Origin of the sequence: Curtobacterium sp. NPDC089689, assembly GCF_044749145.1 — a bacterium.
Taxonomy (GTDB): domain Bacteria; phylum Actinomycetota; class Actinomycetes; order Actinomycetales; family Microbacteriaceae; genus Curtobacterium.
Genome location: NZ_JBIVHJ010000003.1, coordinates 278,829 through 302,963, shown reverse-complemented (window position 1 = coordinate 302,963; position 24,135 = coordinate 278,829). Strand labels below are relative to the sequence as shown.

Below are 24,135 nucleotides of genomic sequence, written 5' to 3'. Positions count from 1 at the left end.
GGTGCGGGCCCGTACCGCGCCTCCCGTCCGTCCCACGCTCGCGATGAGCCGGTGCCAGGTCCAGTGCGCCGTGCCCGGTGCGCCGGGAGCCGACCGCGCCCCGGCGCGCCGGACCCGAGCACTCGGACGCCACGAGCGCAGCGAGTCGGCGGCCACGAGGCGGCGTCGCCCTGAGCGCAGCGATGGCGATGCTCGCCGGGAAGCACGAACAAGAAATGCCCCGGGCCGACAGGCCAGGGGCATCTCATTTCTCGTGTCCGAGGGGGGACTTGAACCCCCACGCCCTAATACGGGCACTAGCACCTCAAGCTAGCGCGTCTACCAATTCCGCCACCCGGACAGGTGTTGTTCTGTTGTGCTGGCCGGTCATCCGGGGCGTTTTCCCCGGCGTTCCTGCCGAGAGAAGACACTAGCACGGGTCTGAACGCCCGATGAACACGGCCGCGCATCCCGGGCGCGTCCCTCGGAGTCACGCGGATCGGCGGTGTCGGGACCGGCCGGTAGCGTGGTGCGCATGACAGACGTCCACGGGAACACGACGGCCGGCATCGAGCTCGAGGAGACTGCGTCGATCGCCCGTGACCTCATCCGGATCGACACCACGAACTGGGGCGAGGGGAAGTCCCGCGGTGAGACCGAAGCGGCGCACTACGTCGAGGCCAAGCTCCGCGACCTCGGGCTCGAGCCGCAGCTGTTCGAGTCGGAGCCCGACCGGGTGAGCGTCGTGGCCCGGGTCCGGGGGCGCGACCCGCAGAAGTCGGCGCTCGTCGTGCACGGACACCTCGACGTCGTGCCGGCCGATCCGGCGAACTGGTCGGTGGACCCGTTCGGGGGCGAGGTCAAGGACGGCATGCTGTGGGGCCGCGGCGCGGTCGACATGAAGAACATGGACGCGATGATGCTGACGTCGTTGTCGGACGTCATCGCCGCACAGGGCGCCCCGGAGCGTGACCTCGTGATCGCGTACTTCGCCGACGAAGAAGCCGGCGGCGTACTGGGCTCCCACCACGTGGTCGAGCAGCACCCGGAGGTCTTCGCGGGCGCCGACGCCGCGATCAGCGAGGTCGGCGGGTACTCGATCACGCTGGGCGCCCGCCGCGCGTACCTGCTGCAGACCGGCGAGAAGGCCCTGATGTGGATCAAGCTCGTCTCCCGGGGCACGGCTGCGCACGGCTCGCACGTGATCCGCGACAACGCCGTGACGAAGCTCGCGGCGGCGGTCGCGCGGATCGGGAGCGAGGAGTGGCCGGTCCGGCTCTCGGCGACCACGGACGCGATGGTGGCGGAGGTCGCCCGGTTCCTCGGGGTGGACCCGGCGGTGACCGGGCCGGACGAGGTCGCCCTCGCCACGGGCTCGGCGTCGCGGTTCATCCACGCCGCGCTGCACACCACGACGAACCCGACGGTGCTGCAGGCCGGGTACAAGCACAACGTGATCCCGGACGCGGCTGAGGCGCTCATCGACATCCGGTGCCTGCCCGGCGACGAGGAGTCCGTGCTCGAGCGGGTCCGCGAGCTGGCGGGCGACGACGTCGAGGTGGTGATGTCGTTCCGCGACATCGGGCTCGAGCAGGACTTCGGCGGTCCGCTGGTCGACGCCGTGCGGGACGTCCTCGGTCGGCACGACCCCGGTGCTCCGGTGCTGCCGTACCTGCTCTCCGGCGGGACGGACAACAAGGCGCTGTCCACCCTGGGGATCGCGGGCTACGGCTTCGTACCGTTGCAGCTGCCGGCCGGCGTGGACTTCCCGGCGATGTTCCACGGCGTCGACGAGCGCGTCCCGCTCGATGCGCTGGCGTTCGGGCGGCGCGTCCTCGGTGACCTCTTCGCGTCCTACTGATACATTGCCGGGTCGCCGTCGTGGTGGTGCCTGGGCGCCACCCTCGTGGCGGTGTCCAGACAGACCTCCCTCCGGAAGGCCGGTGCCATGCACATCCTCGAGGCGATCTTCCTCGGCTTCGTCCAGGGACTCACCGAGTTCCTCCCCGTGTCGTCGAGCGCCCACCTGCGCATCGTCGGGCTGTTCCTGCCCGACGCGCAGGACCCGGGTGCGGCGTTCACCGCCGTGACGCAACTCGGCACCGAGACCGCGGTGCTCATCTACTTCTGGAAGGACATCACCCGGATCATCGGGCGGTGGTTCCGGTCGCTGTCCGGCCGGACGGTGCCGCGGAACGATCCCGACGCGCGGCTCGGCTGGTTGGTCATCCTCGGCACGATCCCGATCGGTGTCGCCGGGCTCCTGCTCAAGGACTCGATCGAGACGACGTTCCGCTCGCTCTGGATCGTCGCGGTCGTCCTCATCGTCTTCGGCGTCGTCCTGGGTGTCCTCGACGTCGTCGGCAAGAAGGTCCGACGGATCGAGCACATGACGTTCGGCGGCGGCATCCTGATCGGGCTGGCGCAGATGCTGGCCCTCGTGCCCGGCGTCTCCCGCTCCGGCGCGACCGTGTCGATGGGGCTCGCGCTCGGGTACACCCGGCCTGCGGCCGCCCGCTTCGCGTTCCTGCTGGCCGTGCCCGCCGTGTTCCTCTCCGGGTTGTACGAGGCCGCGACGAGCCTCGGCGACACCGGCGCGCCGTTCGGGCTGGTCGACACGCTCGTCGCGACGGTCGTCGCGTTCGTCGTGGGCTTCGTCGTGATCGCCGCGTTCATGAACTACATCAGCAAGCGCAGCTTCATGCCCTTCGTGGTCTACCGGATCGCACTCGGTATCGTTCTCATCGTGTTGCTGTCGCTTGGTGTGATCCAGCCGTGAGGGCCTGGGAGGCCCCGTCCGTCCCGTCCGTCCCGGGTTCCGGGCCCCGCCCCGTCGTGCACGACACGGCCACGGGCAAGCCGGTCGATCCGACCCGCGGCGACGAGCGCGCCGCGCTGTACGTGTGCGGCATCACGCCCTACGACGCGACCCACCTGGGGCACGCGGCGACGTACCTGGCCTTCGACTCCCTGCTGCGCTCCTGGCGTGACGCGGGACTCGACACCGAGTACGCGCAGAACACGACCGACGTGGACGACCCGCTCCTCGAGCGCGCCGCACGCGACGGCGTGGACTGGCAGGAGCTGGCCGCGTCGCAGATCGACCTGTTCCGTCGGGACATGGAGGCGCTCCGGATCCTCCCGCCCGACGACTACGTGGCGGTCACCGACGAGGTCGACCGCGTCGCCGAGGCCGTCGCGTTCCTGCAGGAGACCGGGTACGCGTACGACGTGCCGACCGACGACTCCGAGGGTGACGACGTCTACTTCGACGTGAACCGCCCGACGGAGGCCTGGGCGCTGGGCGACGAGAGCCGTCTCGACCGCGAGACGATGCTCACCCTCTCCGCCGAGCGCGGGGGCGATCCCGACCGACCCGGCAAGCGCGACCCCCTCGACCCGCTGCTCTGGCGAGCCGCACGCGACGGCGAACCGAGCTGGGACACCGTCCTCGGGCCGGGGCGTCCCGGGTGGCACATCGAGTGCAGCGTCATCGCCGGTGACAAGCTCGGCCTGCCGATCAGCGTCCAGGGCGGCGGCAGCGACCTCGTCTTCCCGCACCACGAGATGAGCGCGGGGCACGCAGCGGCGCTGGCGCACCAGCCGCTCGCGAACGCGTACGTGCACACGGGGATGATCGCCTACCAGGGCGAGAAGATCTCGAAGTCGCTCGGCAACCTCGTCACCGTCCGGGGGCTCCTCGACGACGGGGCCGACCCCCGTGCGGTCCGGCTCGCGCTGCTCTCGCACAAGTACTCGGACGACTGGGAGTGGTTCCCCGCGGAGCTCGAGTCCGCCACGACGCGGTTGGCGTCGTGGGACGCCTGGGCAGCGGGTGCGCCGTCGCACGCCGACGACGCCGCCGACGTGATCGCGCGCATCCGTGCCCGCGTCGCGGACGACCTCGACACTCCGGGTGCGGTGGCGGCGGTCGACACCGCGCTCGCGGGCGGCACGGCGGCGACGCCGGAGCTCGTCGACCTCGTCGACGCGCTGCTCGGCATCCGCCTGGGCTGACCGCACCGCGCTGGCGCGTCGGTCGCGCGACCCGCCGCGTCGCGCCGTCGGAGCCGACACCTCCTGCGACCAGCCTGTTCCGGCCGCGCGACGCGCGTGTCCGCCGACCGGGAGGCCCGTGGCGGGCCCGCACCGTGCCTCCCGTCCGGTAGGTGCCCGCGCTGGTCGCACGCCACGTCGCCTCGCTGCTCCGGAGCCGACCGTTCTCGCGACCAACGGTCACGACACGCCGCGGTCCGCCCGGCGGGCGGTCACGGACGGTCGGTCTCCGGCCAGCAGAGCGACCGTTCGTGACCCTCGGGCGCTCGTGAGCGGGGAGTCGTGACCGTCGCCGCGGCGGGCCGAGCGCACCCGACCAGCCCCGCGCGCGACCGCTACTGCGGCGGCTGCGGCGGGCGGAAGCCCTCGCCGCCAGCGGTCCCGCCGTCCTTGCCGTCCTTGCGTTCCCGGCGCCGCAGGTACTGCTCGAACTCCTGGGCGATCGCGTCCCCGGAGGCCTCGGGCGAGTCGACCGTGTCCCGCGCCTGTTCGAGCTGCCCGATGTACGTCGCCATGTCCTCGTCGTCCGCGGCGAGGGCGTCGATGCCCTCCTCCCACTCGGTCGCGTCGTCCAGGAGCGAGCCCCGGGGGACCGTGACGTCCGTGAGCTCCTCGATCTTGTCGAGCAGCGAGAGCGTGGCCTTGGGCGAGGGGGAGTTGTGCACGTAGTGCGGGACCGAGGCCCAGAGGGACAGCGTCGTCAGACCGGCCTTGTCCACGGCGTCGGCGAGGACCCCGAGGATGCCGGTCGGCCCCTCGTAGGAGGACTTGTCGACGTCGAAGGCCGCGCGGACCCCGGCGTTCTCGCTCGACACGAACACCGAGATCGGTCGGGTGTGCGGGACGTCGGCGAGCATCGCGCCGACGAACACCACCGCGTCGATCGAGTACACGTCGATGAGGTCGATCACCTCGGCGCAGAAACCGCGCCACGTCCGTGAGGGCTCCGGGCCGACGAGCACGAACACCTCGCGGTCGGACTCGGAGCCGGTCGCACCGATCACCGGGGGGCCGTCGGAGCCCGGGCCGTGCAGCACGATGCGGGGCCACTGGATGCCGCGGTCGCCGTCGTCGCTGGTGCCCACGGTGGGGCGGTTGAACTGGTAGTCGACGTACCGTTCCCCGTCGATCTCGCGGAGCTCGTCGAGCTCGAGCGCGTCGACGATCCGTCGGGCGAGCCCGCTGGCCGCCTCGCCGGCGTCGTTCCAGCCCTCGAAGGCGACGACGAGCAGTCGGCCCTCGCTGAAGGGGGAGTGCTGTGGCACGGAGCGGACCTCCTGGAAGGGGCGTGGACCGCTCGTGCGGACCGCGCGCGTGGGACGTTGACCAGGCACCCACTGTAGGCCCGCGGCAGGGTGCGACGGGCGGCAGTCCGCCTCCAGCGGAACGTGCGCGCGACGCCGGCGCGACGCGTGCGCGACGAGCGGGCGGGACCGAGACGACCACGACCGCACGCCGGGGCGGCGCCCGGTCGACCGGTAGACTCGTCGCCCGTGACCGCCCAGCGCCCCGACCGAGTCCTGCCCGCAGCCGTGCTGTGGGACATGGACGGCACGATCATCGACACCGAACCGATCTGGCAGCAGTCCCAGGTCGAGTTGACCGAGCGCTACGGCGCCACCTGGACGCACGAGGACGGCCTGTCGCTCGTCGGCTCCGGGCTCGAGCGCTCCGGTGAGATCCTCCGCGACCGCGGGGTCGACATGGAGGTCGAGGAGATCGTCCTCTGGATGACCGAGTACGTCTCCGACCGCCTCCGGCACGACGACCTGCCGTGGCGTCCGGGCGCGCGCGAGCTCGTCGAGGAGCTGCACGACCGCGGCATCCCGACCGCCCTCGTGACGATGTCCCGCCGGTCGATGGCACTCGTCGCCGCCGAGGCCCTCGGGGACCGCGGCTTCCGGGTCGTCGTCGCCGGTGACGACGTCGAGCGGCCGAAGCCGTTCCCGGACGCCTACCTCGCCGCCGCCGCGCAGCTGGGCATCGAGCCGACCGCGTGCGTCGCGATCGAGGACTCCGCGACGGGCGTCGCCTCCGCCGTCGCGTCCGGGGCCGTGACGATCGCGGTCGAGCACATCGTGCCGCTCACCGACATCGCCGGCGGCGACGTCCACCTCACCACGCTCGCCGGCGTGGACGTCGACCGACTGGTCGAGTTGACGAGCCCGGCCCTCGCCGCGCGCGCGGCCGTGTCCGACGAACGGCCTGGGCCCACGCCGCCGGTTCCTGACCGACGCGCCAGCGGCGGGCAGGCCGTGCCGGTGGGGAGAGGCACGGATCGCGTGTCCGCCGACGATGCGGTGACCGAGGGCGGTGCCCGGTGAGCGACCTCGAGCACGCCGGCGACGAGGCGGCGGTGACCCGCGCCTCCCGTCCGGACGACGCCACCGCGTCGCTGCCGCACACCGCGGGCGGTGCGCCGCACACGCCGCCCCGCGGACCGTTCCGGTCCGGCGACCGCGTGCAGCTGACCGGTCCGAAGGGCAAGCTGACGACGCTGTCGCTCGAGTCCGGCGGCGAGTACCACACGCACCGCGGCGTGCTGCGCCACGACGACGTCATCGGGCAGCCCGACGGCTCCGTGATCCGTGCGACGACCGGCGACGAGTACCTCGCGCTCCGGCCGCTGCTCAACGACTACGTGATGTCGATGCCGCGCGGCGCCGCGATCGTCTACCCGAAGGACGCCGCGCAGATCGTCGCGTTCGCCGACGTCTTCCCCGGCGCCCGCGTCGTCGAGGCCGGGGTCGGCTCCGGTGCGCTCTCGCTCTTCCTGCTCCGGGCGATCGGGCCGACCGGCCAGCTGCAGTCGTTCGAGCGCCGTGAGGAGTTCGCGGCCATCGCCCGCGGCAACGTCGGCACCTTCCTCGGCGCCGTGCCGGACAACTGGTCCGTGACCGTCGGCGACCTCGTCGAGGAGCTGCCCGGGGCCACCGAGCCGCAGAGCGTCGACCGCGTCGTGCTCGACATGCTCGCGCCCTGGGAGTGCGTCGACGCCGCGGCGGACGCCCTCGTGCCGGGCGGCCTCATCGTCTGCTACGTCGCGACGGTCACGCAGCTGTCCCGCACCGCCGAGGCCCTCCGCGACACCGGCCGCTTCACCGACCCGATGCCGAGCGAGACCCTCGTCCGGACCTGGCACGTCGAGGGGCTCGCCGTCCGCCCGGACCACCGCATGGTCGGGCACACCGGGTTCCTCGTGACCGCCCGGCGGCTCGCCGACGGCGTGGTGCTGCCGAACCTCAAGCGTCGTGCCGGCAAGGCCGAGTTCTCCGACGAGGACGTCGAGGCATGGACGCCCGGTGCCGTGGGGGAGCGGAGCGCGAGCGACAAGAAGCTCCGGAAGGTCGCACGGCAGGCGGCGGCGCAGGCACGCCGGGTGGCCGCTGCCGAGGCGGGGTCGGCTGAGGCGGAGTCCGCGTCCGACGCGGCTGCGTCCGACGCGGCTGCGCCCGACGCGGCTGTGCCCGACGCGGCTGTGCCCGACGCGTCCGGGGCCCATGGGGACGACCGGTAGAGTACCGACCGTGCCCGTCCTGCATCGAACCATCCCCGCGCTCCTGGTCACCCTCGGACTCGCCGCCACGCTGACGGCCTGCTCCGCGAGCGGAGCCGGAACGACCCCGTCGAGCTGCGCCCGCCCCGGTGCCGCGTCCGAGGCCGTCACCGCGACGGGCACGTTCGGCAAGGAGCCGAAGATCTCCGTCCCCTCGGGGCTCACCACCAAGGGCACGCAGGTCTCGGTCGTGGAGCAGGGCACCGGGCGCGAGGTCGAGGACGGTACCCCCGTGCTCATCGAGTACACCCTCGTCGACGGTGCGACCGGGCAGGTCGCCCAGACGAGCGGCTACTCCGGCCAGACCGCGCCGATCACCGCGGGTGCGTCGAACTACGGCGCGCTCGGCGAGGCCGTCGAGTGCGCCCACGTCGGTGACCGCCTCGCCGTCGCCCTCCCGAAGAGCGCGCTGAGCTCCACGTCCGGCACCGCCGGGTCCTCGTCGAGCGGCAAGACCGAGGACGCCGTCATCGCCGTGATCGACGTCAAGCGGGCCTTCGACGCCCGTGCCACCGGTACGCCGCAGCTCGCCGGCGACCGCATGCCCGCCGTGGTGCTCGCCCCGTCCGGCGCCCCCGGGATCACGATCCCGTCGTGGGACGCGCCGAAGTCCGACGAGACGCACCTGCTCCGCAAGGGCGACGGGACGGAGCTCACCGCGAAGGACACCGCGGTCATCAAGTACACGGCCGTGACCTGGAGCGCCGACCCGTCCGTCACGGGCTCGAACTGGACCGACGGCTCCGGCGCCGCGACCGTGCCGCTCGCCAAGGGCCAGATCGTCGACGGCGTCCGCGAGGCGATCCTCGGACACCACGTCGGCGACCAGGTGCTGGCGATCGTGCACAACCAGGGCGCGACGGACGCCTACGTGATCGACGTGCTCGGAGTGATGCCGCGCTGACGTCTCGGCACCGTCCACCGACCGCCGCGCGGGTGCACTCCGGTGCACCCGCGCTGCCGTAGGATCGGCCTGTGCCAGCCTCTCGTACCCCCCGTGTGCCTGCCGAGGAGCGGCTCTTCAGCCTCGTGCTCGCGCTGCTCTCGACGGAGTCGGGGCTGACGAAGGCCGAGATCCTGGCCAACGTGCAGGGGTACCGGCAGCGCTGGACGCCCGGTGGCGACAACGCCTCCCTGGAGCGCCAATTCGAGCGTGACAAGGACGACGTGCGCGACCTCGGGATCCCGCTCGAGACCATCGAGACGCCCGGCGCCGCCGGCAACAACCAGACGCTGCGCTACCGCATCCCGAAGGGCGAGTACGATCTGCCCCTCGACGTCCGCTTCACACCGGACGAGTCCGCGCTGCTGTCCCTCGCCGCGATGGCCTGGCGTGAGGGAGCGCTCTCCGCCGACTCGCGACGCGCCCTGCTCAAGGTGCGGTCCGCCGGCGCCGAGGACGACGTCGCCTCGGGTGTGCTCGGGGTCGACGCCTACGCCCCGCGGCTCCGAGCCCGCGACGCCGCGTTCGAACCGCTGCGCTCCGCCCTCGACCGCGCGGCCGCCGTGCGCTTCGACTACATCACGCCCGGGCAGCACGAGGCCCGTCGACGCGAGCTCGCACCGCTCGCGCTCGTCCAGCACGCCGGCCGGTGGATGCTCGCCGCGCACGAGTTCTCGACAGGCGCCACGAAGAACTACCTGCTGTCGCGGATCGTCGGCCCGGTGACCCAGTACGAGGTCGGCCGGCACCCGGCGCCGGCGGGAGCTGGGGAGCGCGCCCTCGCCGAACTCGACCGCATCTGGGCGACCCGGACCGCGCGCATCCACGTGGTGCCCGGCTCGGACGCCGAGCGTCGGCTCTCCCGTCGACGCGACACGGCCGCCGAGCCGGACGGCACCCTCGTGCTCCACCACGTCGATCCGCAGATCCTCGCCGAGGAACTCGCGGCGTTCGGCCCCGAGGTCCGCGTGCTCGAACCCGACGACCTCCGCGACCGGGTGACGGCCCGGCTCCGCGGCCTCGTCGCCGACCACGAAGGAGACGCCCGTGGTTGAGCAGCAGCCCCTCCAGGCACAGGACAAGCTCGCGTTCCTGCTCGCCCTCGTGCCGTACCTCATCGACCGCGAGCGGGTCTCGGTGGCCGAGGCCGCGCGTCACTTCGGCGTGCCGGAGTCCCGCATCCGCCGGGCCGTCGAGCTCATCGCGGTGTCCGGCGTCCCCGGCGAGACGATGCAGTACCAGCACGGCGACCTGTTCGACATCGCCTGGGACGACTTCGAGCAGAACGACATGATCGTCCTGACGAACCTCGTCGCGATCGACGACGCGCCCCGGCTCTCCGCTCGCGAGGCCTCGGCGCTCATCGCGGGCCTGCAGTACCTGTCGGCGCTGCCCGAGGCCGCGGACCGTGACGCCATCCGTGCCCTCATGGCGAAGCTCTCGCGCGGTGCGGGCGGCGCCGCGTCGAACGTCGCCGTCGGACAGGACCTCCACGACGCGACGCTCGCGACGATCCGGCAGGCGATGGCCGACGGGCGCGGGCTCGCCTTCGACTACGCCGGGCCGCGGAGCCGCGGCGGGACACGCAGCGTCGACCCGTTGCGCGTCGAATCGATCGACACCGACTGGTACCTGCGCGCCTGGGACCTCGACCGGGGTGCGCTGCGCACCTTCCGCCTCGACCGGATGTCCGGCGTCCGAGTCGAGGAACGCGCGGCGACCACGAGTGCAGCCGACGTGGTGATCCCGGACACGCTGTTCCAGCAGGCCCGCGAGGACGTCATCGTCACCGTGGAGCTCGACTCGTCGTCGCTGCCGCTCGTCGCGGACTTCCTCGCCGACACGGCCGACGCGCCCGACGACGACGGTCGCGTCCGCATCCGGCTCGCCGCGTCGAACGGGTTCGACGGCGTCGTGCGGCTCGTCGCCGGGCTGCCCGGTCGCGCCGTGGTGCTCGACCCGCCGGCGGCGCGCACGGCGATCCGGGACTTCGCGGCCGCGGCCCTCGCCGAGGCCTGATCGCGTCGCGGCCGGTCCGCGTCGGCCGACGCACGCTGCGTCTCGGGTGTGCGCCCACCGGCCGGGAGGCGCGGTGCCGGCCCGCACCGTGCCTCCCGGCCGCCTGTGCGAACGCACGCAGCCGCAGCGCGGTGTCGGACAGGTCCCGTAGGATCGGCGCATGGCTTCGACGACCGCAAGCGGGCGAGCGAAGCGGCCCGGGCGCCCGAAGAAGGACGCCGAAGGCCGCATGTCGCTCGGGCAGCACCTCATCGAGCTGCGCAACCGTCTCTTCCGCGCGGTCATCGCGGTGGTGGTGTGCGCGATCGGTGGGTGGTTCCTCACCCCGTTCGTGCTCGACGCCCTGCGGCAGCCCGTCTCGAAGCTCGCGGAGATCGGCGGGCACACGGCCGAGCTGAACTTCCCGATGATCACCGGGGCGTTCGACCTCAAGCTGCAGATCGCGATCACGATCGGCATCGTCATCTCGAGCCCCGTCTGGCTGTACCAGGTCTGGGCGTTCATCGTGCCGGCCCTCGTGCGGCGCGAGAAGCAGTACGTGTTCGGCTTCCTCGGCACCGCGATCCCGCTGTTCTTCGCGGGATGCTGGTTCGGGTGGTACATCCTGCCGCACGTGGTCCAGATCCTCGGCAGCTTCGTGTCCACCCAGGACACCTCGATCGTCGACGCGAAGGCCTACTACAACTTCGTCATCAAGCTCATCGTGGCGGTCGGCATCGCCTTCGTCCTGCCGGTGTTCCTCGTGCTGCTGAACTTCGTCGGGGTGCTCTCCGCGTCCGCGATCATCAAGTCCTGGCGCATCGCGATCCTCTGCATCCTCGTGTTCTGCGCGATGGTGACGCCCTCGGCCGACGTCATCTCGATGTTCCTCCTCGCGATCCCGATGACCGTGCTCTACATCGCCGCGTGCGCCGTCACGTGGTTGCACGACCGCCGTGCAGCGAAGCGGCAGGCCAAGCTCGACGAAGAGTACGGCCTGTGACCGACACGGACCTCAGCCCCGCCGAACGCTACGCGGCGGCGAAGGTCCGGAACCGCTCGCGCAACCTCGAGCTGTTCCGGTCCGACCTCCGCTTCGACCTCGACCCGTTCCAGTTCGCGGCGTGCGACGCCATCGACCAGGGCCGGAGCGTCCTCGTCGCGGCACCGACCGGTGCGGGCAAGACGATCGTCGCCGAGTTCGCGATCTGGCTGGCGATGCGGCAGCCCACGGCGAAGGTGTTCTACACGACGCCGATGAAGGCCCTGAGCAACCAGAAGTACGCCGAACTGGTCCAGGCCTACGGCGAGACCGAGGTGGGGCTCCTCACCGGTGACACCAACGTGAACCCGCGGGCGCGCGTGGTCGTGATGACGACCGAGGTCCTCCGCAACATGATCTACGCGGACTCCGACCTGCTCGACGACCTCGCGTGGGTGGTCCTCGACGAGGTCCACTACCTCGCCGACCGGTTCCGTGGTGCCGTGTGGGAAGAGGTGATCCTGCACCTCCCGACCGAGGTCCGGCTCGTCTCGCTCAGCGCCACCGTGTCGAACGCCGAGGAGTTCGGCGACTGGCTGCAGACCGTCCGCGGCGACACCGACGTCATCGTCTCCGAGGATCGCCCGGTCCCGCTCGAACAGCACGTGCTCGTCGGCTCGAAGATGGTCGACCTCTTCGACTCGAGCGGTGCTGCGGCGACGAACCGCGTGAACCCGGAGCTGCTCCGCCTGGTCGGGGGAGCCTCCCGGAGCGAGCGGCACGGCGGCGGACACCGCGGCGGACGCGGTCGGGGCGGGTACCACGACCGCCGCGGCCCGCGCACCGAGAAGCTGTACCGCGAGCAGATCGCGCGGATGCTCGACGACCGGATGCTCCTGCCGGCGATCTTCTTCGTGTTCAGCCGGGCGGGCTGCGACCAGGGCGTGCGGAACGTCCTGCGGTCGGGCTTGTCGCTCACCACCGCGGACGAGCGTCGCGAGATCCGCGAGTCGGCCGAGTACCACTGCCGGACGCTCCTCGACGAGGACCTCGCCGTCCTCGGGTACTGGGAGTGGCTCGAGGGCCTCGAGCGCGGTGTGGCCGCGCACCACGCCGGTCTGCTGCCCGCGTTCAAGGAGGTCGTCGAGGACCTCTTCCAGCGCAAGCTCCTCAAGGTCGTCTTCGCGACCGAGACGCTCGCGCTCGGGGTGAACATGCCGGCACGGACGGTCGTGCTCGAGAAGCTCGAGAAGTTCAACGGTGAGGCCCGTGTGCCGATCACGCCGGGGGAGTACACGCAGCTCACCGGTCGCGCCGGCCGCCGGGGCATCGACGTCGAGGGCCACTCGGTCATCCAGTGGACCGACGGCCTCGACCCGCAGGCCGTGGCGTCCCTGGCGAGCCGACGCACGTACCCGCTCAACTCGTCGTTCAAGCCGACGTACAACATGGCCGTCAACCTCATCGAGCAGTTCGGCCGCCGCCGCACGCGCGAGGTCCTCGAGACGTCGTTCGCGCAGTTCCAGGCGGACCGTTCCGTCGTCGACCTCGCGCGGAAGGTGCGGTCGCAGCAGGAGTCGCTCGAGGGGTACCAGCAGGCGATGACCTGCCACCTCGGCGACTTCACCGAGTACGCGGCGCTCCGGCGTGAGCTGTCCGACCTCGAGCGGACCAACGTCCCGGGTGGCCGCGAAGCATCGCACGGTGCCCGCAAGGAGCGCCAAGCCGCGATCACCGACGTCCGGCGGCGGATGCAGCGGCACCCCTGCCACGCCTGCCCCGACCGTGAGGCGCACGCACGGTGGGCAGAGCGCTGGTACAAGCTCAAGCGCGCCAACGACAAGCTCGTGCAGCAGATCCGTTCCCGCACCGGCGCCGTCGCGACGACCTTCGACCGGGTGACCGACGTGCTCCTGCAGCTCGGCTACCTCGTCGACTCGGGTGACGGCTCCGGCGAGGCCACCGTCGCCGCCGGCGGCCGCCGCCTCCAGCGCATCTACGGCGACCGCGACCTCCTCGTCGCGGAGTGCCTCGAGGCCGGCGTCTGGAAGGAACTCACCCCGGCACAGCTCGCCGCCATGGCCGCGACGATCGTGTACCAGCCCCGCCGCGAGGACGCGCCCGGCACCGAGCACGCCCTGCCGCGCGGTGCGTTCCGTCCGGCCCTCGACGAGACCCTGACGATCTGGGCTCGACTCGACGACATCGAGCGCGACGCCCGGCTCGCCGGTTCGCAGCCGCCCACCCCGGCGATGGCGGTCGGCATGTTCCGGTGGGCGTCGGGCTCGGCGCTCGACGACGTCCTCCGGACGCTCGACATGCCCGCCGGTGACTTCGTCCGGTGGTGCAAGCAGGTGATCGACCTCCTCGACCAGGTCCGGAACGCCGGCGACGACGACCTCGCGCAGACCGCGCGGCGCGCGACCGACGCGGTGCGCCGCGGCATCGTCGCCTACGCGACGGTCTGACGGGAGGCCCGGTGCACGCTCCCGAGTCCGACCTGCGTCCGCACGACGCCGACTCCACGACGGCGCTGCCGTCCGGCGCGCACGAGCGGTCGCGAGGGTCCGCACGCGGTCGGTCGCTCGGCCGGTTGCGCGGTTCCTCCGTCGCGGTCGGTGTCCGCGGGGTCGGCCCAGACCAGGTGGAGGCAGTGAACCCGTTCCGAGCGCTCCCGCTCCGCGCCGCCCTGCCGCTCGCGGTCATCGGCGGCATCCTGCTGGCCCTGTCCTTCCCGTCCCCGGGGTGGTGGTTCCTCGCCTACCCGTCCGTGGCGTGCCTCCTCGTCGCCGTCATGGGACAGCGGGCCGGCCGCGCAGCGTGCCTCGGCTACCTCGCCGGGGCCGCGTTCTGGATCCCGGCCATCTCCTGGGCGGGCCGCTACCTCGGCCCCGTCCCGTGGTTCGCGCTCGCGCTCCTCGAGGCCGCGTACCTCGCCCTCGGCAGCGTCGCGATCGCGCTCGCGTACCGCTGGGTCGCCCGGGTGATGCCGTCGACCGCCGGGCGGGTGTGGGGCCTCCCGGCCGTCGTCGCCGCACTCTGGACCGGACGCGAGTGGTTCTCGGGCAGCTGGCCGTACGGCGGCTTCGCGTGGGGCCGCATCGGGCTCTCGCAGTCGCAGGGGCCCTTCACCCACCTGGCCGCCTACGTCGGGGTCCTCGGGCTGACGTTCGTCGTCGTGTACTGCGTGGCCGTCGTCGTGTCCCTGGCGCTCGTCCGGCCGACCCAGTCCGGCGCAGTCCTCCGACTGCCGGTGCGGGTCGCGACCGCCGGCCTCCTCGTGGCCGCGGTGCTCGCCGTACCCGCCTGGCCGACGGCCGTGGACGGCACGATCCGCATCGAGTCGGTCCAGGGGAACGGGCCCGCGGGGTACTTCGACGGGGCGCAGCCGGGTGAGGTCCTCGCCGCGCAGGTCGCCGCCACCGACGTCGAGGCGAAGGGCGTCGACCTCGTGGTGTGGCCCGAGGCGTCCGCCGAGTACGACCCGCGCCAGCAGCCCGTCGTGGCGTCGGCGCTCGACTCGGTCGTCCGGTCCGTCGGTGCACCGATCGTCGCCGGCGCGATCACCCAGACACGGTCCGGGGTGCTCCACAACACGTCGTTCGTCTGGACATCCCAGGGGTGGCAGTCGTCCTACGACAAGAAGCGTCCCGTGCCGTTCGGCGAGTACGTGCCCGACCGCTGGTTCTTCTCGAAGCTCGCGCCGTCGCTCATCGGCCTGCTGCAGCGCGACTACACCCCCGGGACGAAGCCGAACGTGCTGCCCGTCGCCGGGATCAAGGCGGGCATCTCGATCTGCTTCGACATCGTCGACGACGGCCTGACGACGGACATGGCGCGTGGGGGAGCGCAGGTGATCCTGGCGCAGACGAACAACGCCGACTTCGACGGCACCGACGAGAACCTCCAGCAGCTCGAGATCGCTCGGATGCGAGCCATCGAGACGGGGCGCTCCCTCGTGAACATCTCCACCGTCGGGGCGTCCCAGGTGATCGACCCGAGCGGACGCACGATCGACCGCGTGCCGGCGTACACCGCGACCTCGATGGTGACGGACGTGCCGCTCGGGACCTCCACGACGCCGGCGACGCTGATGTCGGGTTCCCTGACACTCCTGCTGTCGCTCGGCGGTCTGCTCGTCCTGCTCGCCTGCGCCCCCTGGTCTCGTCGGCGCCGCTGATCTCGGCTCGGTGCGGGCGGGGGTCCACGGAACGCGCGCGCTCCGACGAAGCACCGCGTGATCGACGCGTGGTTCGTCGCGTTCGGTGTGCGTAGCACGCTGCGCCGACACCGTACGGGGCACGTCGACGCGGCGCGGTGGAACGCGACGTCGTACGACTCCGCCGACGTCGTACGACGACGGCGGACGCCAGATCACGCGGTCCCGAGTCCCCGCGGCCGCCCACTGGGAACGCACTGTGAATGCGCCGGTCGGGGAACGAACCCCCGTGGGACAGTGTTCTGGAGGGCAGGACGAGCGGAAGGAGCACACCGATGGCTGATCGAAGTCTTCGCGGCATGCGGCTCGGGAGTCAGAGTCTCCAGAGCGAAGAGGGCGTCGAGCTCTCGGACCGCAAGCGCGCGGTCTACCAGTCCGACTCCGGCGAGACGTTCGACGTGATCTTCTCGGCCGATGCCGAGGTCCCGTCGACCTGGTCGGACCCCCGATCTGGACGCGAGGGTCGACTCCTCGGCGACGACGGCGTTCCGGTCGAGGTCGCGGAAGAGGACGTCAAGGCACCCCGGACCCACTGGGACATGCTGCTCGAGCGTCGCTCGCGTGAAGAGCTCGAGGAGCTCCTGCAGGAACGCCTGCAGTTCCTTCGAGCACGCCGCGGCGCCTGAACCACCCGCAGACGCGACGAAGCCCGCCCCGGATCCCCGGGGCGGGCTTCTTCGTGCGCGTCCTGTTGCGTGCGCGTCCTACTTGGTGTCGCCGAGCTCGTCGCTCGTGGCCTCGTCGGCTGCGGCCAGCCGCGCATCGACGCTCTTGTCGGACTCGGCCAGACGCTGGTCGAGGTCGGACTCCGGCACGATGTCGGCCGCGGTGGCGTCCGGGCGGGGCGTCGACGACGCCGCGGCGTTCGCCGCAGCCGTGTTCGCGAGGCTCTCGTTCGCCAGCTTGGAGATCCGCTCGAGGAAGTCGCCGCCGGCTGCACCACCGGAACCCGGCGCACCGCCACTCCGGCCGGCCGTGAAGCCCTCGGCGATGCCGGACAGCGCCTTGGTGAACTCGCTCGGGATCATCCAGAGCTTGTTCGCGGTGCCCTCGGCCAGCTTCGGCAGCGTCTGCAGGTACTGGTAGGAAAGGAGCTTCTCGTCCGGGTCTCCGGTGTGGATCGCGTCGAACACGGTCGCGATCGCCTGTGCCTCACCCTCGGCCCGGAGGACCTGCGCCTTCGCGTCACCCTCTGCCTGGAGGATCGCGGCCTGACGCTGTCCTTCGGCCTCGAGGATCTGCGACTGCTTGGTCCCCTCGGCCTGCAGGATCGCCGCGCGACGGTTCCGCTCGGCACGCAGCTGCTGCTCCATGGCGTCCTGGATCGACACCGGCGGCTCGATCGCCTTGAGCTCGACACGACCGACGCGGATGCCCCACTTGCCCGTGGCCTCGTCGAGCACGACACGGAGCTGACCGTTGATGTTGTCGCGGCTGGTCAGGGCCTCCTCGAGGTTCAGGCCACCCACGACGTTGCGGAGCGTGGTCGTGGTGAGCTGCTCGACCGCGCCGAGGTAGTTGGCGATCTCGTAGGTCGCCGCCCGTGCGTCGGTGACCTGGAAGTACACGACGGTGTCGATCGAGACGACCAGGTTGTCCTCGGTGATCACCGGCTGCGGCGGGAACGAGACGACCTGCTCGCGCATGTCGATCAGGGGACGCAGCCGGTCGATGAACGGCACGAGCAGGTTCAGACCCGGGCTGAGCGTCTTGTGGTACTTGCCGAGCCGTTCCACGATGCCGGCGGTCGCCTGCGGCACGATCCGGATCGCTCGGGCGAGCACGACGATCACGAAGATGACGACGACGAGGATGAGCAGGAGGAGCAGGATCGTCCCCGTTGAGAGGGAGGTCATGAGGCGTCTTTCTGATCGATGCGGACGACGGCGGTGGAGCCCTCGATGGACTCGACGACGACGGGGGTGCCCAGGGCGGGCAGACGGTCGGTGGGCATGCCCGCGAGCCGGGCGCTCCAGGTCTCACCGTTGGCGAGCCGGACCTGCCCGGGAGAGGACGAGGTGAAGGCGACCGCGACGGTGCCGGACAGGCCGACGAGTCCGTCGATGCCGGTGCGGTGCGGGTCGGCACCCCGGTTGAGCGCGTGCAGGAGGCGCGGGCGCACCAGGAGCAGCAGGAGGAGGGCGAGGGCGGCCGCGACGAGCGCGGACAGCCACCACGGCGCACCGAGCAGGGCTGCGATCAACCCCCCGGCGGCTCCCGCCGCGAGCATGATGAAGATGAAGTCGAGCGTGAAGATCTCGACCACCCCCAGGATCAGCACGAGGCCGATCCACACGATGGTCTGGATCCAGTCAGGTCCGGACACGCGATCTCCCTCCCTCGGTCGCGCACGGCGTTCGCTGCGTCGCGACGGCCGGTCAAACTCCGTTCAACATATCAACTGCGACCGACAGCCGCGCCCCGGACGGTAGGCTCGTTGCGGCAACGAGACCTCCGACCCCACCTGGAGCACGACTGTGAGCAACCCCCTCGCCCCCGGATCCCTCGCCGACAAGCGCGCCCTCGTGACGGGTTCGTCGCGCGGCATCGGCGCCGACACCGTCGGGTACCTGGCGGAAGCCGGCGCGAAGGTCGTCGTGAACTACCGGAACAAGGCGAAGCGTGCCGAGCAGATCGCGGAGAAGATCGTCGCCGACGGCGGCGCAGCGCTCGCCGTCGGCGCGGACCTGACGGACCACGACTCGGTCCAGGCGATGGTCGACCAGGTCGTCGCGGCCTGGGGCGGCATCGACCTCCTCGTGCTCAACGCGTCCGGCGGCATGGAGTCCGGACTCGGCGAGGACTACGCGCTCCGCCTGAACCGCGACGCACAGGTCGACATGCTCCGCACCGCGGTCCCGCACATGCCGGCCGGCTCCCGCGTCGTGTTCGTCACCAGTCACCAGGCCCACTTCGTCGAGACCGCGGAGACGATGGACGAGTACGTCCCCGTCGCCAAGAGCAAGCGTGCCGGCGAGCTCGCACTCCGCGAGCTCATCCCGCAGCTCGAGGCCGCAGGCATCGAGTTCGTCGTCGTCTCCGGTGACATGATCGAGGGCACCATCACGGCGACCCTCCTCAACCGCCTCAACCCGGGTGCGATCGAGGGGCGCCGCCAGGAGGTGGGCAAGCTCTACAGCGTGTCCGAGTTCGCCGCGGAGATCGCGCTCGTAGCGATCGAGCCGATCCCGGCCGACCACACCAAGCTCGTCGGCGACGTCAGCGGCTTCGGCGCGTAGCGTCGACCGGGTGACCGCGAAGCCCGGACTGCGCCGCACCTCCCGCATCCTCCTGTTGGACCCGGACGGCCGGGTGTTCCTGATGGACACCCGTGCCCCGTCCTCCGACGGCTTCCACCGCTGGATCACACCGGGCGGTGGCGTGGACCCGGGGGAGTCACACCGTGACGCGGCCGTCCGCGAGCTCCGCGAGGAGACCGGCATCGTCATCGCCGACCCCGGCGAGAGCGTGTGGTCGCAGGACTTCGACGTGACCTGGGACGAGGCCGACCACGATCGCGGCCACGCCGAGTTCTACGTCGTGCACACCGACGGCTTCCGACTCGACGACAGCGGCTGGACCGACGACGAACGCGTCGACATCACGGCGTCGCGCTGGTGGACCGTCGACGAGCTCGCGGTGACCGAGGAGCCGTTCGAACCGGCGGAGCTCCCCGACCTGGTCCGTCGAGCAGCGCGGTCGCGCGGCTGACCGGCTCCGCAGCGGCCTGGAGGCGCGACTCGCGTCCGCCACGACCGTCCCGTCCACAGGGGTGTCGGTCCCGAATCCCCGCGCGGTACGGTGATGTACATGCATACCGGTTCCGGACACGCTGCCGACCAGCACGACCGCATCCGCGTCCGCGGGGCGCGTGAGCACAACCTGCAGGACATCGACGTGGACCTGCCGAAGCGCCGGCTGACGGTGTTCACCGGTGTGTCCGGATCGGGCAAGAGCTCGCTCGTCTTCGGCACGGTCGCAGCCGAGTCGCAGCGGATGATCAACGAGACGTACAGCGCGTTCGTACAAGGCTTCATGCCGTCGCTCGGTCGCCCCGACGTCGACGTGCTCGACGGGCTGACGACCGCGATCGTCGTCGACCAGGAGCGCATCGGGGCGGACCCGCGCTCCACCGTCGGGACGGTCACGGACGCGAACGCGATGCTGCGGGTGCTCTTCAGTCGCCTCGGCCGACCTCACGTCGGCGGCCCGAACGCGTTCTCCTTCAACCTCGCGACGGTGTCGGCCGGGGGAGCGATCACCGTCCAGAAGGGCACGAACGTCAAGGCCGAGCGCGTCACCTACAACCGGCTCGGTGGCATGTGCGCCGACTGCGAGGGCCGCGGACTGGTGACCTCCATCGACCTCGCGAAGCTCTTCGACGACACGAAGTCCCTCGCGGACGGCGCGATCACGATCCCCGGCTACGGCACCGACGGGTGGAACGTCCGCATGTTCGCCGAGTCCGGGTACGTCGACAAGACGAAGCCCATCCGCGACTTCACCGAGCAGGAACGGCAGGACTTCCTGTACCGCGAGCCGACGAAGCGGAAGATCGCCGGCATCAACATGACGTACGAGGGGCTGGTGCCGCGAGTCCGCCGCTCCTTCCTGCAGAAGGACCGCGAGGCGATGCAGCCGCACATCCGCGCCTTCGTCGACCGGGCCGTGACGTTCACGACTTGTCCCGCGTGTGACGGGACCCGACTCAACGACACCGCCCGGTCCTCCCGGATCGACGGGAAGAACATCGCCGACGTCTGCGCCATGCAGATCAGCGACCTCGCGGCCTGGCTCCGAGCGCTCGATGCGCCGAGTGTCGGCCCGTTGCTCGACGGACTCCGGGACGCCGTCGACTCGTTCGTCGAGATCGGGCTCGGCTACCTGTCGCTCGACCGTCCGACCGGCACGCTCTCCGGGGGAGAGGGGCAGCGGGTGAAGATGGTGAAGCACCTCGGTTCGGCGCTGAGCGACGTCACGTACGTGTTCGACGAGCCGAGCACGGGGCTGCACCCGCACGACGTCGAGCGGATGAACGACCTCCTCCTGCGCCTCCGCGACAAGGGCAACACGGTGCTGGTGGTCGAACACAAGCCGGAGGTCATCCGGATCGCGGACCACGTGGTCGACCTCGGGCCCGGTGCCGGATCCGACGGAGGCCGGGTCTGCTTCGAGGGCACGGTCGACGAACTGCGTGCGAGCGACACGGTGACCGGCCGGCACCTCGGCGACCGGCAGGCGCTCCGCACCGACGTCCGGACACGCACCGGCGCCCTCGAGATCCGGGGCGCGTCGGCGCACAACCTGCAGGACGTCGACGTCGACGTCCCCACCGGCGTCCTGACCGTCGTGACGGGCGTCGCGGGATCCGGCAAGAGCTCGCTGATCCACGGCGCCCTGTCGCACCGGGACGGCGTCGTCACCATCGACCAGACCGCCATCCGTGGTTCCCGACGGAGCAACCCCGCGACGTACACGGGGCTCCTCGAGCCGATCCGGAAGGCCTTCGCGAAGGCGAACGGCGTGAAGCCCGCGCTGTTCAGCGCCAACTCGGAGGGCGCCTGTCCGGCGTGCAACGGTGCCGGGGTCGTCTACACGGACCTCGGCATGATGGCCGGCGTCTCGAGTACGTGCGCCGAGTGTGGCGGCAAGCGCTTCGACCAGTCGGTGCTGTCCTACCACCTCGGCGGCAAGGACATCAGCGAGGTGCTGGCGATGTCGGTGTCCGAGGCCGAGCGGTTCTTCGCGGAGGGCGACGCACGCATCACGGCGGCGCACGCAGTCCTCGGGCGACTCGTGGACGTCGGACTCGGCTACCTCGCGATCGGGCAGCCGCTCACGACCCTGTCGGGCGGGGAACGCCAGCGGCTCAAGCTCGCCGTGCACCTCGGAGAACCCGGCAACGTGATCGTGCTCGACGAGCCGACCACGGGGCTGCACCTCGCCGACGTCGCGGGGCTGCTCGGCCTCCTCGACCGGATGGTGGACGCCGGGCGCACGGTGGTCGTCATCGAACACCACCAGGCCGTCATGGCGCACGCCGACTGGATCATCGACCTCGGGCCCGGTGCGGGACACGACGGCGGGCGCGTGGTGTTCGAGGGCACGCCGGAGCAGCTCGTGTCCGGTCGCTCGACGTTGACGGCGCAGCACCTGGCGGACTTCGTCGGCACCTGACGGGCGGCGCGGCCGACGGGGAGCCGCGCCGCTCGGACCGCTACCAGACTGCGGCGCAGTCGGCCGTCGCACTCAGCGACGCGCGGGTACGGTCCAGCGCATGACGTACAGCCAGCCTGACCCCGCTGAAGAGACCACCGCAGCCGCGTCCCCCGAGCAGCCCGACACCGACGAGCAGTTCCTCGAGGAGTCCGGCCGCGAGGACGCCGCGCTCGAGATCGACGCCGATGACGTCCCGACCGAGGGCGCCGCGGACGACAGCGCACCGACGGGGGAGTGACCGCAGCGCGCTCGGTCGGACCGCTCAGCCCGTCCGCAGCGCGGTGACCATCGACCGCAGCGCCCGCCGCGCCGCCGCGCGCTCGGAGTCGTCCATGCCCGTGAGCATCCGGTCCTCGACACCGCGGACGGCCGCCGTGGCACGGGCGAGGTCGGCTCGCCCCGCCGCGGTGAGCGTGACCGGCACCACCCGCCCGGCGGCAGCGTCCGGCGTCCGCGCGACGGCACCGTCCCGTTCGAGCGACTGGAGCAGGACGTTCATGGTCTGCCGGGTGACGAACGCCCCACGAGCGAGGTCCGAGTTCGACATGCCCGGCCGCTGCGCGAGCAGTTCGAGACACGAGTAGTGGGTCACGTTCATGCCCAGGGGCCGGAGCACGTCCTCCATCGCGGTCCGCAACGCACTCGACGCCTCCTTGAGGAGGTACCCGAGCGACGTCTCGAGGTCGATGCCGGGGGAGTCTTGACTCATGTCAGTAGTCTGACATAGAGTCAGTGTCAGGAAACTGACACGCTGAGCAGAGGACACCACCATGGCCGTGACGGGCCCCGACTTCATCTCCTTCCAGGTCCGCGACCTCGACGCTGCGCGGGCGTTCTACGAGCAGTACCTCGGACTCGTCCGATCGCCGGCGGGTCCGCCCCACGCGGTGGTCTTCACGACGACACCCATCCCGTTCGCACTGCGCGACGTCGTCCCGGGTACCGACCTGGATGCCGTTCCGCAGCCAGGCACCGGCATCGCCGCCTGGTTCCACGCCGACGGCGTGCAGGACATCCACGACGCACTCGTCGCGGACGGGCACCGCATCGTGACGTCGCCGTTCGACGGCCCCTTCGGTCGGACGTTCACCTTCGCCGACCCGGACGGCTACCAGGTCACGCTGCACGACCGCGCGTGATGCCGGTCCAGATCAGCCGCGGACCGTGACGCGCCGACGGAGAGCGAGTGCTCCCGTCCGGACGCTCGGCGGCAGGGGAGACGACACGACCGTCGTGAACGGCCGCTCGACCGCACCGAGGGACATCTTGAAGCGGCTGATCCCCTCGTCGACCTCCCCGACGAGGTCGACCGCGGTGTGCCCGGTGTCGAGCGCGTGCTGCAGCACGTCGTGGTAGAGCGCGGTGCTCGGGTTGACCGCGCGGAACGCCCGCAGGGTCCCGCCGGCCCAGCCGGTCACGACGGGGTGCCCGGTGAAGACCACGATCACACCGGCGATCGTCCCGTCGACGAGTGCCGTGGCGGTGTACACGTCATCGCGAGCGGCGGCGTAGCGCTCGACTCGGGCGCCGATGTCCTCCGGGTACGGCGACGGGACCCCGCGACTCGAGTACGACTCGCTGAGGACGCGGGGGAGGAACTCGGTCACCTCACCGGGCTCCGACGGTCGGACCACGACGCCCTTGCGCTCGGCTCGCCGGAGCGATTGACGAGCGCCGTTCTTCATGGCGAGCACGAGTCGCTCGGGCGAGGAGCCGACGAGGTCCACCACGAACGTCCGGTCCGGGAGCCCGGTGACCCCGGCGCGGGCGATCGCGGCGCCGGGATCGGTCGCCGCGCCCGGCCCGAGGTCGTACCGCGCCACGAGGACGCCGTGCCGGAGCTGCCACCGCCGGAAGGCCCGCATGACGGCCACCAACACGTGTTCGGGCACCAGTGGGCCGACGAACGGGAACGGCGGCAACACGGCTCGCGCGGGCACACCGCGGTGCAGCAGGACCGGGAACACGCCGACCGGTACGCCGTCGGACGTCACCACCAGCGGCTCGAAGCGCCAGTCGAAGCACTCGGCCTGCAGCGTGAGCCAGGCCCAGTCGTGGAAGCCGGTCGCTCCGGAGTGCGCCGAGACGAGCGCATCCCACTCGAGTGCATCACGAGCTGACCGGAACCACATCGTCGTACCCACGCCAGGAGCCTAGGCACCTCGAGGCGGCGGGATCGGCGA

Annotated in this window: 22 protein-coding genes and 1 tRNA gene; 17 read left to right on the top strand and 6 right to left on the bottom strand. The window is 71.6% G+C overall.

Annotation, left to right across the window (positions count from 1 at the left end; translation table 11 throughout):
- Positions 1-254 precede the first annotated feature (254 nt).
- Positions 255-340 (bottom strand) — tRNA-Leu (locus ACIPYW_RS13080).
- A gap of 174 nt (positions 341-514) precedes the next feature.
- Here ACIPYW_RS13080 and ACIPYW_RS13075 point away from each other — a divergent pair.
- From ACIPYW_RS13075 to mshC, 3 genes are all read left to right on the top strand, one after another.
- Positions 515-1,840, top strand: coding sequence for a M20/M25/M40 family metallo-hydrolase (locus ACIPYW_RS13075; RefSeq protein WP_400414199.1), 1,326 nt, complete (start codon positions 515-517; stop codon positions 1,838-1,840).
- Between the two features lie 87 nt (positions 1,841-1,927).
- Entirely contained in the window at positions 1,928-2,758 is an 831-nt protein-coding gene (locus ACIPYW_RS13070; RefSeq protein WP_400414804.1) for an undecaprenyl-diphosphate phosphatase, read from the top strand.
- The gene (mshC, locus tag ACIPYW_RS13065) at positions 2,755-3,996 is read left to right on the top strand and encodes a cysteine--1-D-myo-inosityl 2-amino-2-deoxy-alpha-D-glucopyranoside ligase (protein ID WP_400414196.1); all 1,242 of its coding nucleotides are present in this window, start codon (positions 2,755-2,757) and stop codon (positions 3,994-3,996) included. Before ACIPYW_RS13070 ends, mshC begins: the two co-directional genes overlap by 4 nt.
- Positions 3,997-4,370: 374 nt before the next feature.
- Here the strand turns inward: mshC and ACIPYW_RS13060 are convergent, their stop codons facing one another.
- Positions 4,371-5,300, bottom strand: a complete 930-nt coding sequence (locus tag ACIPYW_RS13060; protein ID WP_290131708.1) for a proteasome assembly chaperone family protein — start codon at positions 5,298-5,300, stop codon at positions 4,371-4,373.
- A gap of 228 nt (positions 5,301-5,528) precedes the next feature.
- On the opposite strand from ACIPYW_RS13060, the gene ACIPYW_RS13055 reads away from it, so the two are divergent.
- From ACIPYW_RS13055 to ACIPYW_RS13015, 9 genes are all read left to right on the top strand, one after another.
- On the top strand, positions 5,529-6,359 hold the full coding sequence (locus ACIPYW_RS13055; RefSeq protein WP_400414194.1) for an HAD family hydrolase: 831 nt from the start codon (positions 5,529-5,531) through the stop codon (positions 6,357-6,359).
- A gap of 71 nt (positions 6,360-6,430) precedes the next feature.
- A complete protein-coding gene (locus ACIPYW_RS13050) occupies positions 6,431-7,552 on the top strand; it encodes a tRNA (adenine-N1)-methyltransferase (RefSeq protein WP_400414802.1) in 1,122 nt (373 codons plus the stop codon).
- Positions 7,553-7,562: 10 nt separating this feature from the next.
- Positions 7,563-8,495: a hypothetical protein gene (locus tag ACIPYW_RS13045; RefSeq protein WP_400414192.1), complete on the top strand. Its 933-nt coding sequence runs from the start codon at positions 7,563-7,565 to the stop codon at positions 8,493-8,495.
- Between the two features lie 71 nt (positions 8,496-8,566).
- Entirely contained in the window at positions 8,567-9,589 is a 1,023-nt protein-coding gene (locus ACIPYW_RS13040; RefSeq protein WP_290131711.1) for a YafY family protein, read from the top strand.
- Entirely contained in the window at positions 9,582-10,553 is a 972-nt protein-coding gene (locus ACIPYW_RS13035) for a YafY family protein (RefSeq protein WP_290131712.1), read from the top strand. The genes ACIPYW_RS13040 and ACIPYW_RS13035 overlap by 8 nt, the downstream gene beginning before the upstream one ends.
- A gap of 229 nt (positions 10,554-10,782) precedes the next feature.
- Positions 10,783-11,535 (top strand): twin-arginine translocase subunit TatC, encoded by a 753-nt coding sequence (tatC, locus tag ACIPYW_RS13030; RefSeq protein WP_290134243.1) that lies wholly within the window; start codon positions 10,783-10,785, stop codon positions 11,533-11,535.
- Positions 11,532-13,982, top strand: a complete 2,451-nt coding sequence (locus tag ACIPYW_RS13025; protein ID WP_400414190.1) for a DEAD/DEAH box helicase — start codon at positions 11,532-11,534, stop codon at positions 13,980-13,982. The genes tatC and ACIPYW_RS13025 overlap by 4 nt, the downstream gene beginning before the upstream one ends.
- An 11-nt stretch (positions 13,983-13,993) precedes the next feature.
- Positions 13,994-15,694: an apolipoprotein N-acyltransferase gene (lnt, locus tag ACIPYW_RS13020; RefSeq protein WP_400414187.1), complete on the top strand. Its 1,701-nt coding sequence runs from the start codon at positions 13,994-13,996 to the stop codon at positions 15,692-15,694.
- 314 nt (positions 15,695-16,008) lie between these two features.
- Positions 16,009-16,359, top strand: a complete 351-nt coding sequence (locus ACIPYW_RS13015) for an RNA polymerase-binding protein RbpA (protein WP_290131715.1) — start codon at positions 16,009-16,011, stop codon at positions 16,357-16,359.
- Positions 16,360-16,437: 78 nt separating this feature from the next.
- Here the strand turns inward: ACIPYW_RS13015 and ACIPYW_RS13010 are convergent, their stop codons facing one another.
- Together ACIPYW_RS13010 and ACIPYW_RS13005 are read right to left on the bottom strand one after the other, a co-directional pair.
- Positions 16,438-17,589 carry an SPFH domain-containing protein gene (locus ACIPYW_RS13010; protein ID WP_290131716.1) on the bottom strand — a complete coding sequence of 384 codons (1,152 nt, stop codon included), beginning with the start codon at positions 17,587-17,589 and terminating at the stop codon, positions 16,438-16,440.
- Positions 17,586-18,059 (bottom strand): NfeD family protein, encoded by a 474-nt coding sequence (locus ACIPYW_RS13005; RefSeq protein WP_290131717.1) that lies wholly within the window; start codon positions 18,057-18,059, stop codon positions 17,586-17,588. The genes ACIPYW_RS13010 and ACIPYW_RS13005 overlap by 4 nt, the downstream gene beginning before the upstream one ends.
- A 151-nt stretch (positions 18,060-18,210) precedes the next feature.
- On the opposite strand from ACIPYW_RS13005, the gene ACIPYW_RS13000 reads away from it, so the two are divergent.
- The 4 genes from ACIPYW_RS13000 to ACIPYW_RS12985 all read left to right on the top strand — a co-directional run bounded on the left by ACIPYW_RS13000 (position 18,211) and on the right by ACIPYW_RS12985 (position 22,190).
- Entirely contained in the window at positions 18,211-18,972 is a 762-nt protein-coding gene (locus ACIPYW_RS13000; protein ID WP_400414183.1) for an SDR family oxidoreductase, read from the top strand.
- A 10-nt stretch (positions 18,973-18,982) separates the two neighbouring features.
- Positions 18,983-19,444, top strand: a complete 462-nt coding sequence (locus ACIPYW_RS12995) for an NUDIX hydrolase (RefSeq protein WP_400414181.1) — start codon at positions 18,983-18,985, stop codon at positions 19,442-19,444.
- Positions 19,445-19,543: 99 nt separating this feature from the next.
- Positions 19,544-21,910, top strand: a complete 2,367-nt coding sequence (locus ACIPYW_RS12990) for an ATP-binding cassette domain-containing protein (protein ID WP_400414180.1) — start codon at positions 19,544-19,546, stop codon at positions 21,908-21,910.
- 100 nt (positions 21,911-22,010) lie between these two features.
- Entirely contained in the window at positions 22,011-22,190 is a 180-nt protein-coding gene (locus ACIPYW_RS12985) for a hypothetical protein (RefSeq protein WP_400414177.1), read from the top strand.
- Positions 22,191-22,214: 24 nt separating this feature from the next.
- On the opposite strand, the gene ACIPYW_RS12980 is transcribed toward ACIPYW_RS12985, so the two are convergent.
- Complete coding sequence (locus tag ACIPYW_RS12980; RefSeq protein WP_400414174.1) at positions 22,215-22,661, bottom strand: MarR family winged helix-turn-helix transcriptional regulator; 447 nt, start codon at positions 22,659-22,661, stop codon at positions 22,215-22,217.
- A gap of 61 nt (positions 22,662-22,722) precedes the next feature.
- Here ACIPYW_RS12980 and ACIPYW_RS12975 point away from each other — a divergent pair, with 61 nt between their 5' ends.
- Positions 22,723-23,091 (top strand): VOC family protein, encoded by a 369-nt coding sequence (locus tag ACIPYW_RS12975; RefSeq protein WP_400414171.1) that lies wholly within the window; start codon positions 22,723-22,725, stop codon positions 23,089-23,091.
- A gap of 12 nt (positions 23,092-23,103) precedes the next feature.
- Here ACIPYW_RS12975 and ACIPYW_RS12970 read toward each other — a convergent pair whose 3' ends face one another.
- Complete coding sequence (locus ACIPYW_RS12970) at positions 23,104-24,096, bottom strand: lipid II:glycine glycyltransferase FemX (protein ID WP_400414168.1); 993 nt, start codon at positions 24,094-24,096, stop codon at positions 23,104-23,106.
- Positions 24,097-24,135 lie beyond the last annotated feature (39 nt).

Bases quoted from the DNA above. Each gene is read 5' to 3' on its own strand.
- ACIPYW_RS13075 (WP_400414199.1), top strand. From the start codon at position 515: ATGACAGACGTCCACGGGAACACGACGGCCGGCATCGAGCTCGAGGAG.
- ACIPYW_RS13070 (WP_400414804.1), top strand. From the start codon at position 1,928: ATGCACATCCTCGAGGCGATCTTCCTCGGCTTCGTCCAGGGACTCACC.
- tatC (WP_290134243.1), top strand. From the start codon at position 10,783: ATGTCGCTCGGGCAGCACCTCATCGAGCTGCGCAACCGTCTCTTCCGC.
- ACIPYW_RS13015 (WP_290131715.1), top strand. From the start codon at position 16,009: ATGGCTGATCGAAGTCTTCGCGGCATGCGGCTCGGGAGTCAGAGTCTC.
- ACIPYW_RS13010 (WP_290131716.1), bottom strand. From the start codon at position 17,589: ATGACCTCCCTCTCAACGGGGACGATCCTGCTCCTCCTGCTCATCCTC.
- ACIPYW_RS12990 (WP_400414180.1), top strand. From the start codon at position 19,544: ATGCATACCGGTTCCGGACACGCTGCCGACCAGCACGACCGCATCCGC.
- ACIPYW_RS12985 (WP_400414177.1), top strand. From the start codon at position 22,011: ATGACGTACAGCCAGCCTGACCCCGCTGAAGAGACCACCGCAGCCGCG.
- ACIPYW_RS12980 (WP_400414174.1), bottom strand. From the start codon at position 22,661: ATGAGTCAAGACTCCCCCGGCATCGACCTCGAGACGTCGCTCGGGTAC.
- ACIPYW_RS12975 (WP_400414171.1), top strand. From the start codon at position 22,723: ATGGCCGTGACGGGCCCCGACTTCATCTCCTTCCAGGTCCGCGACCTC.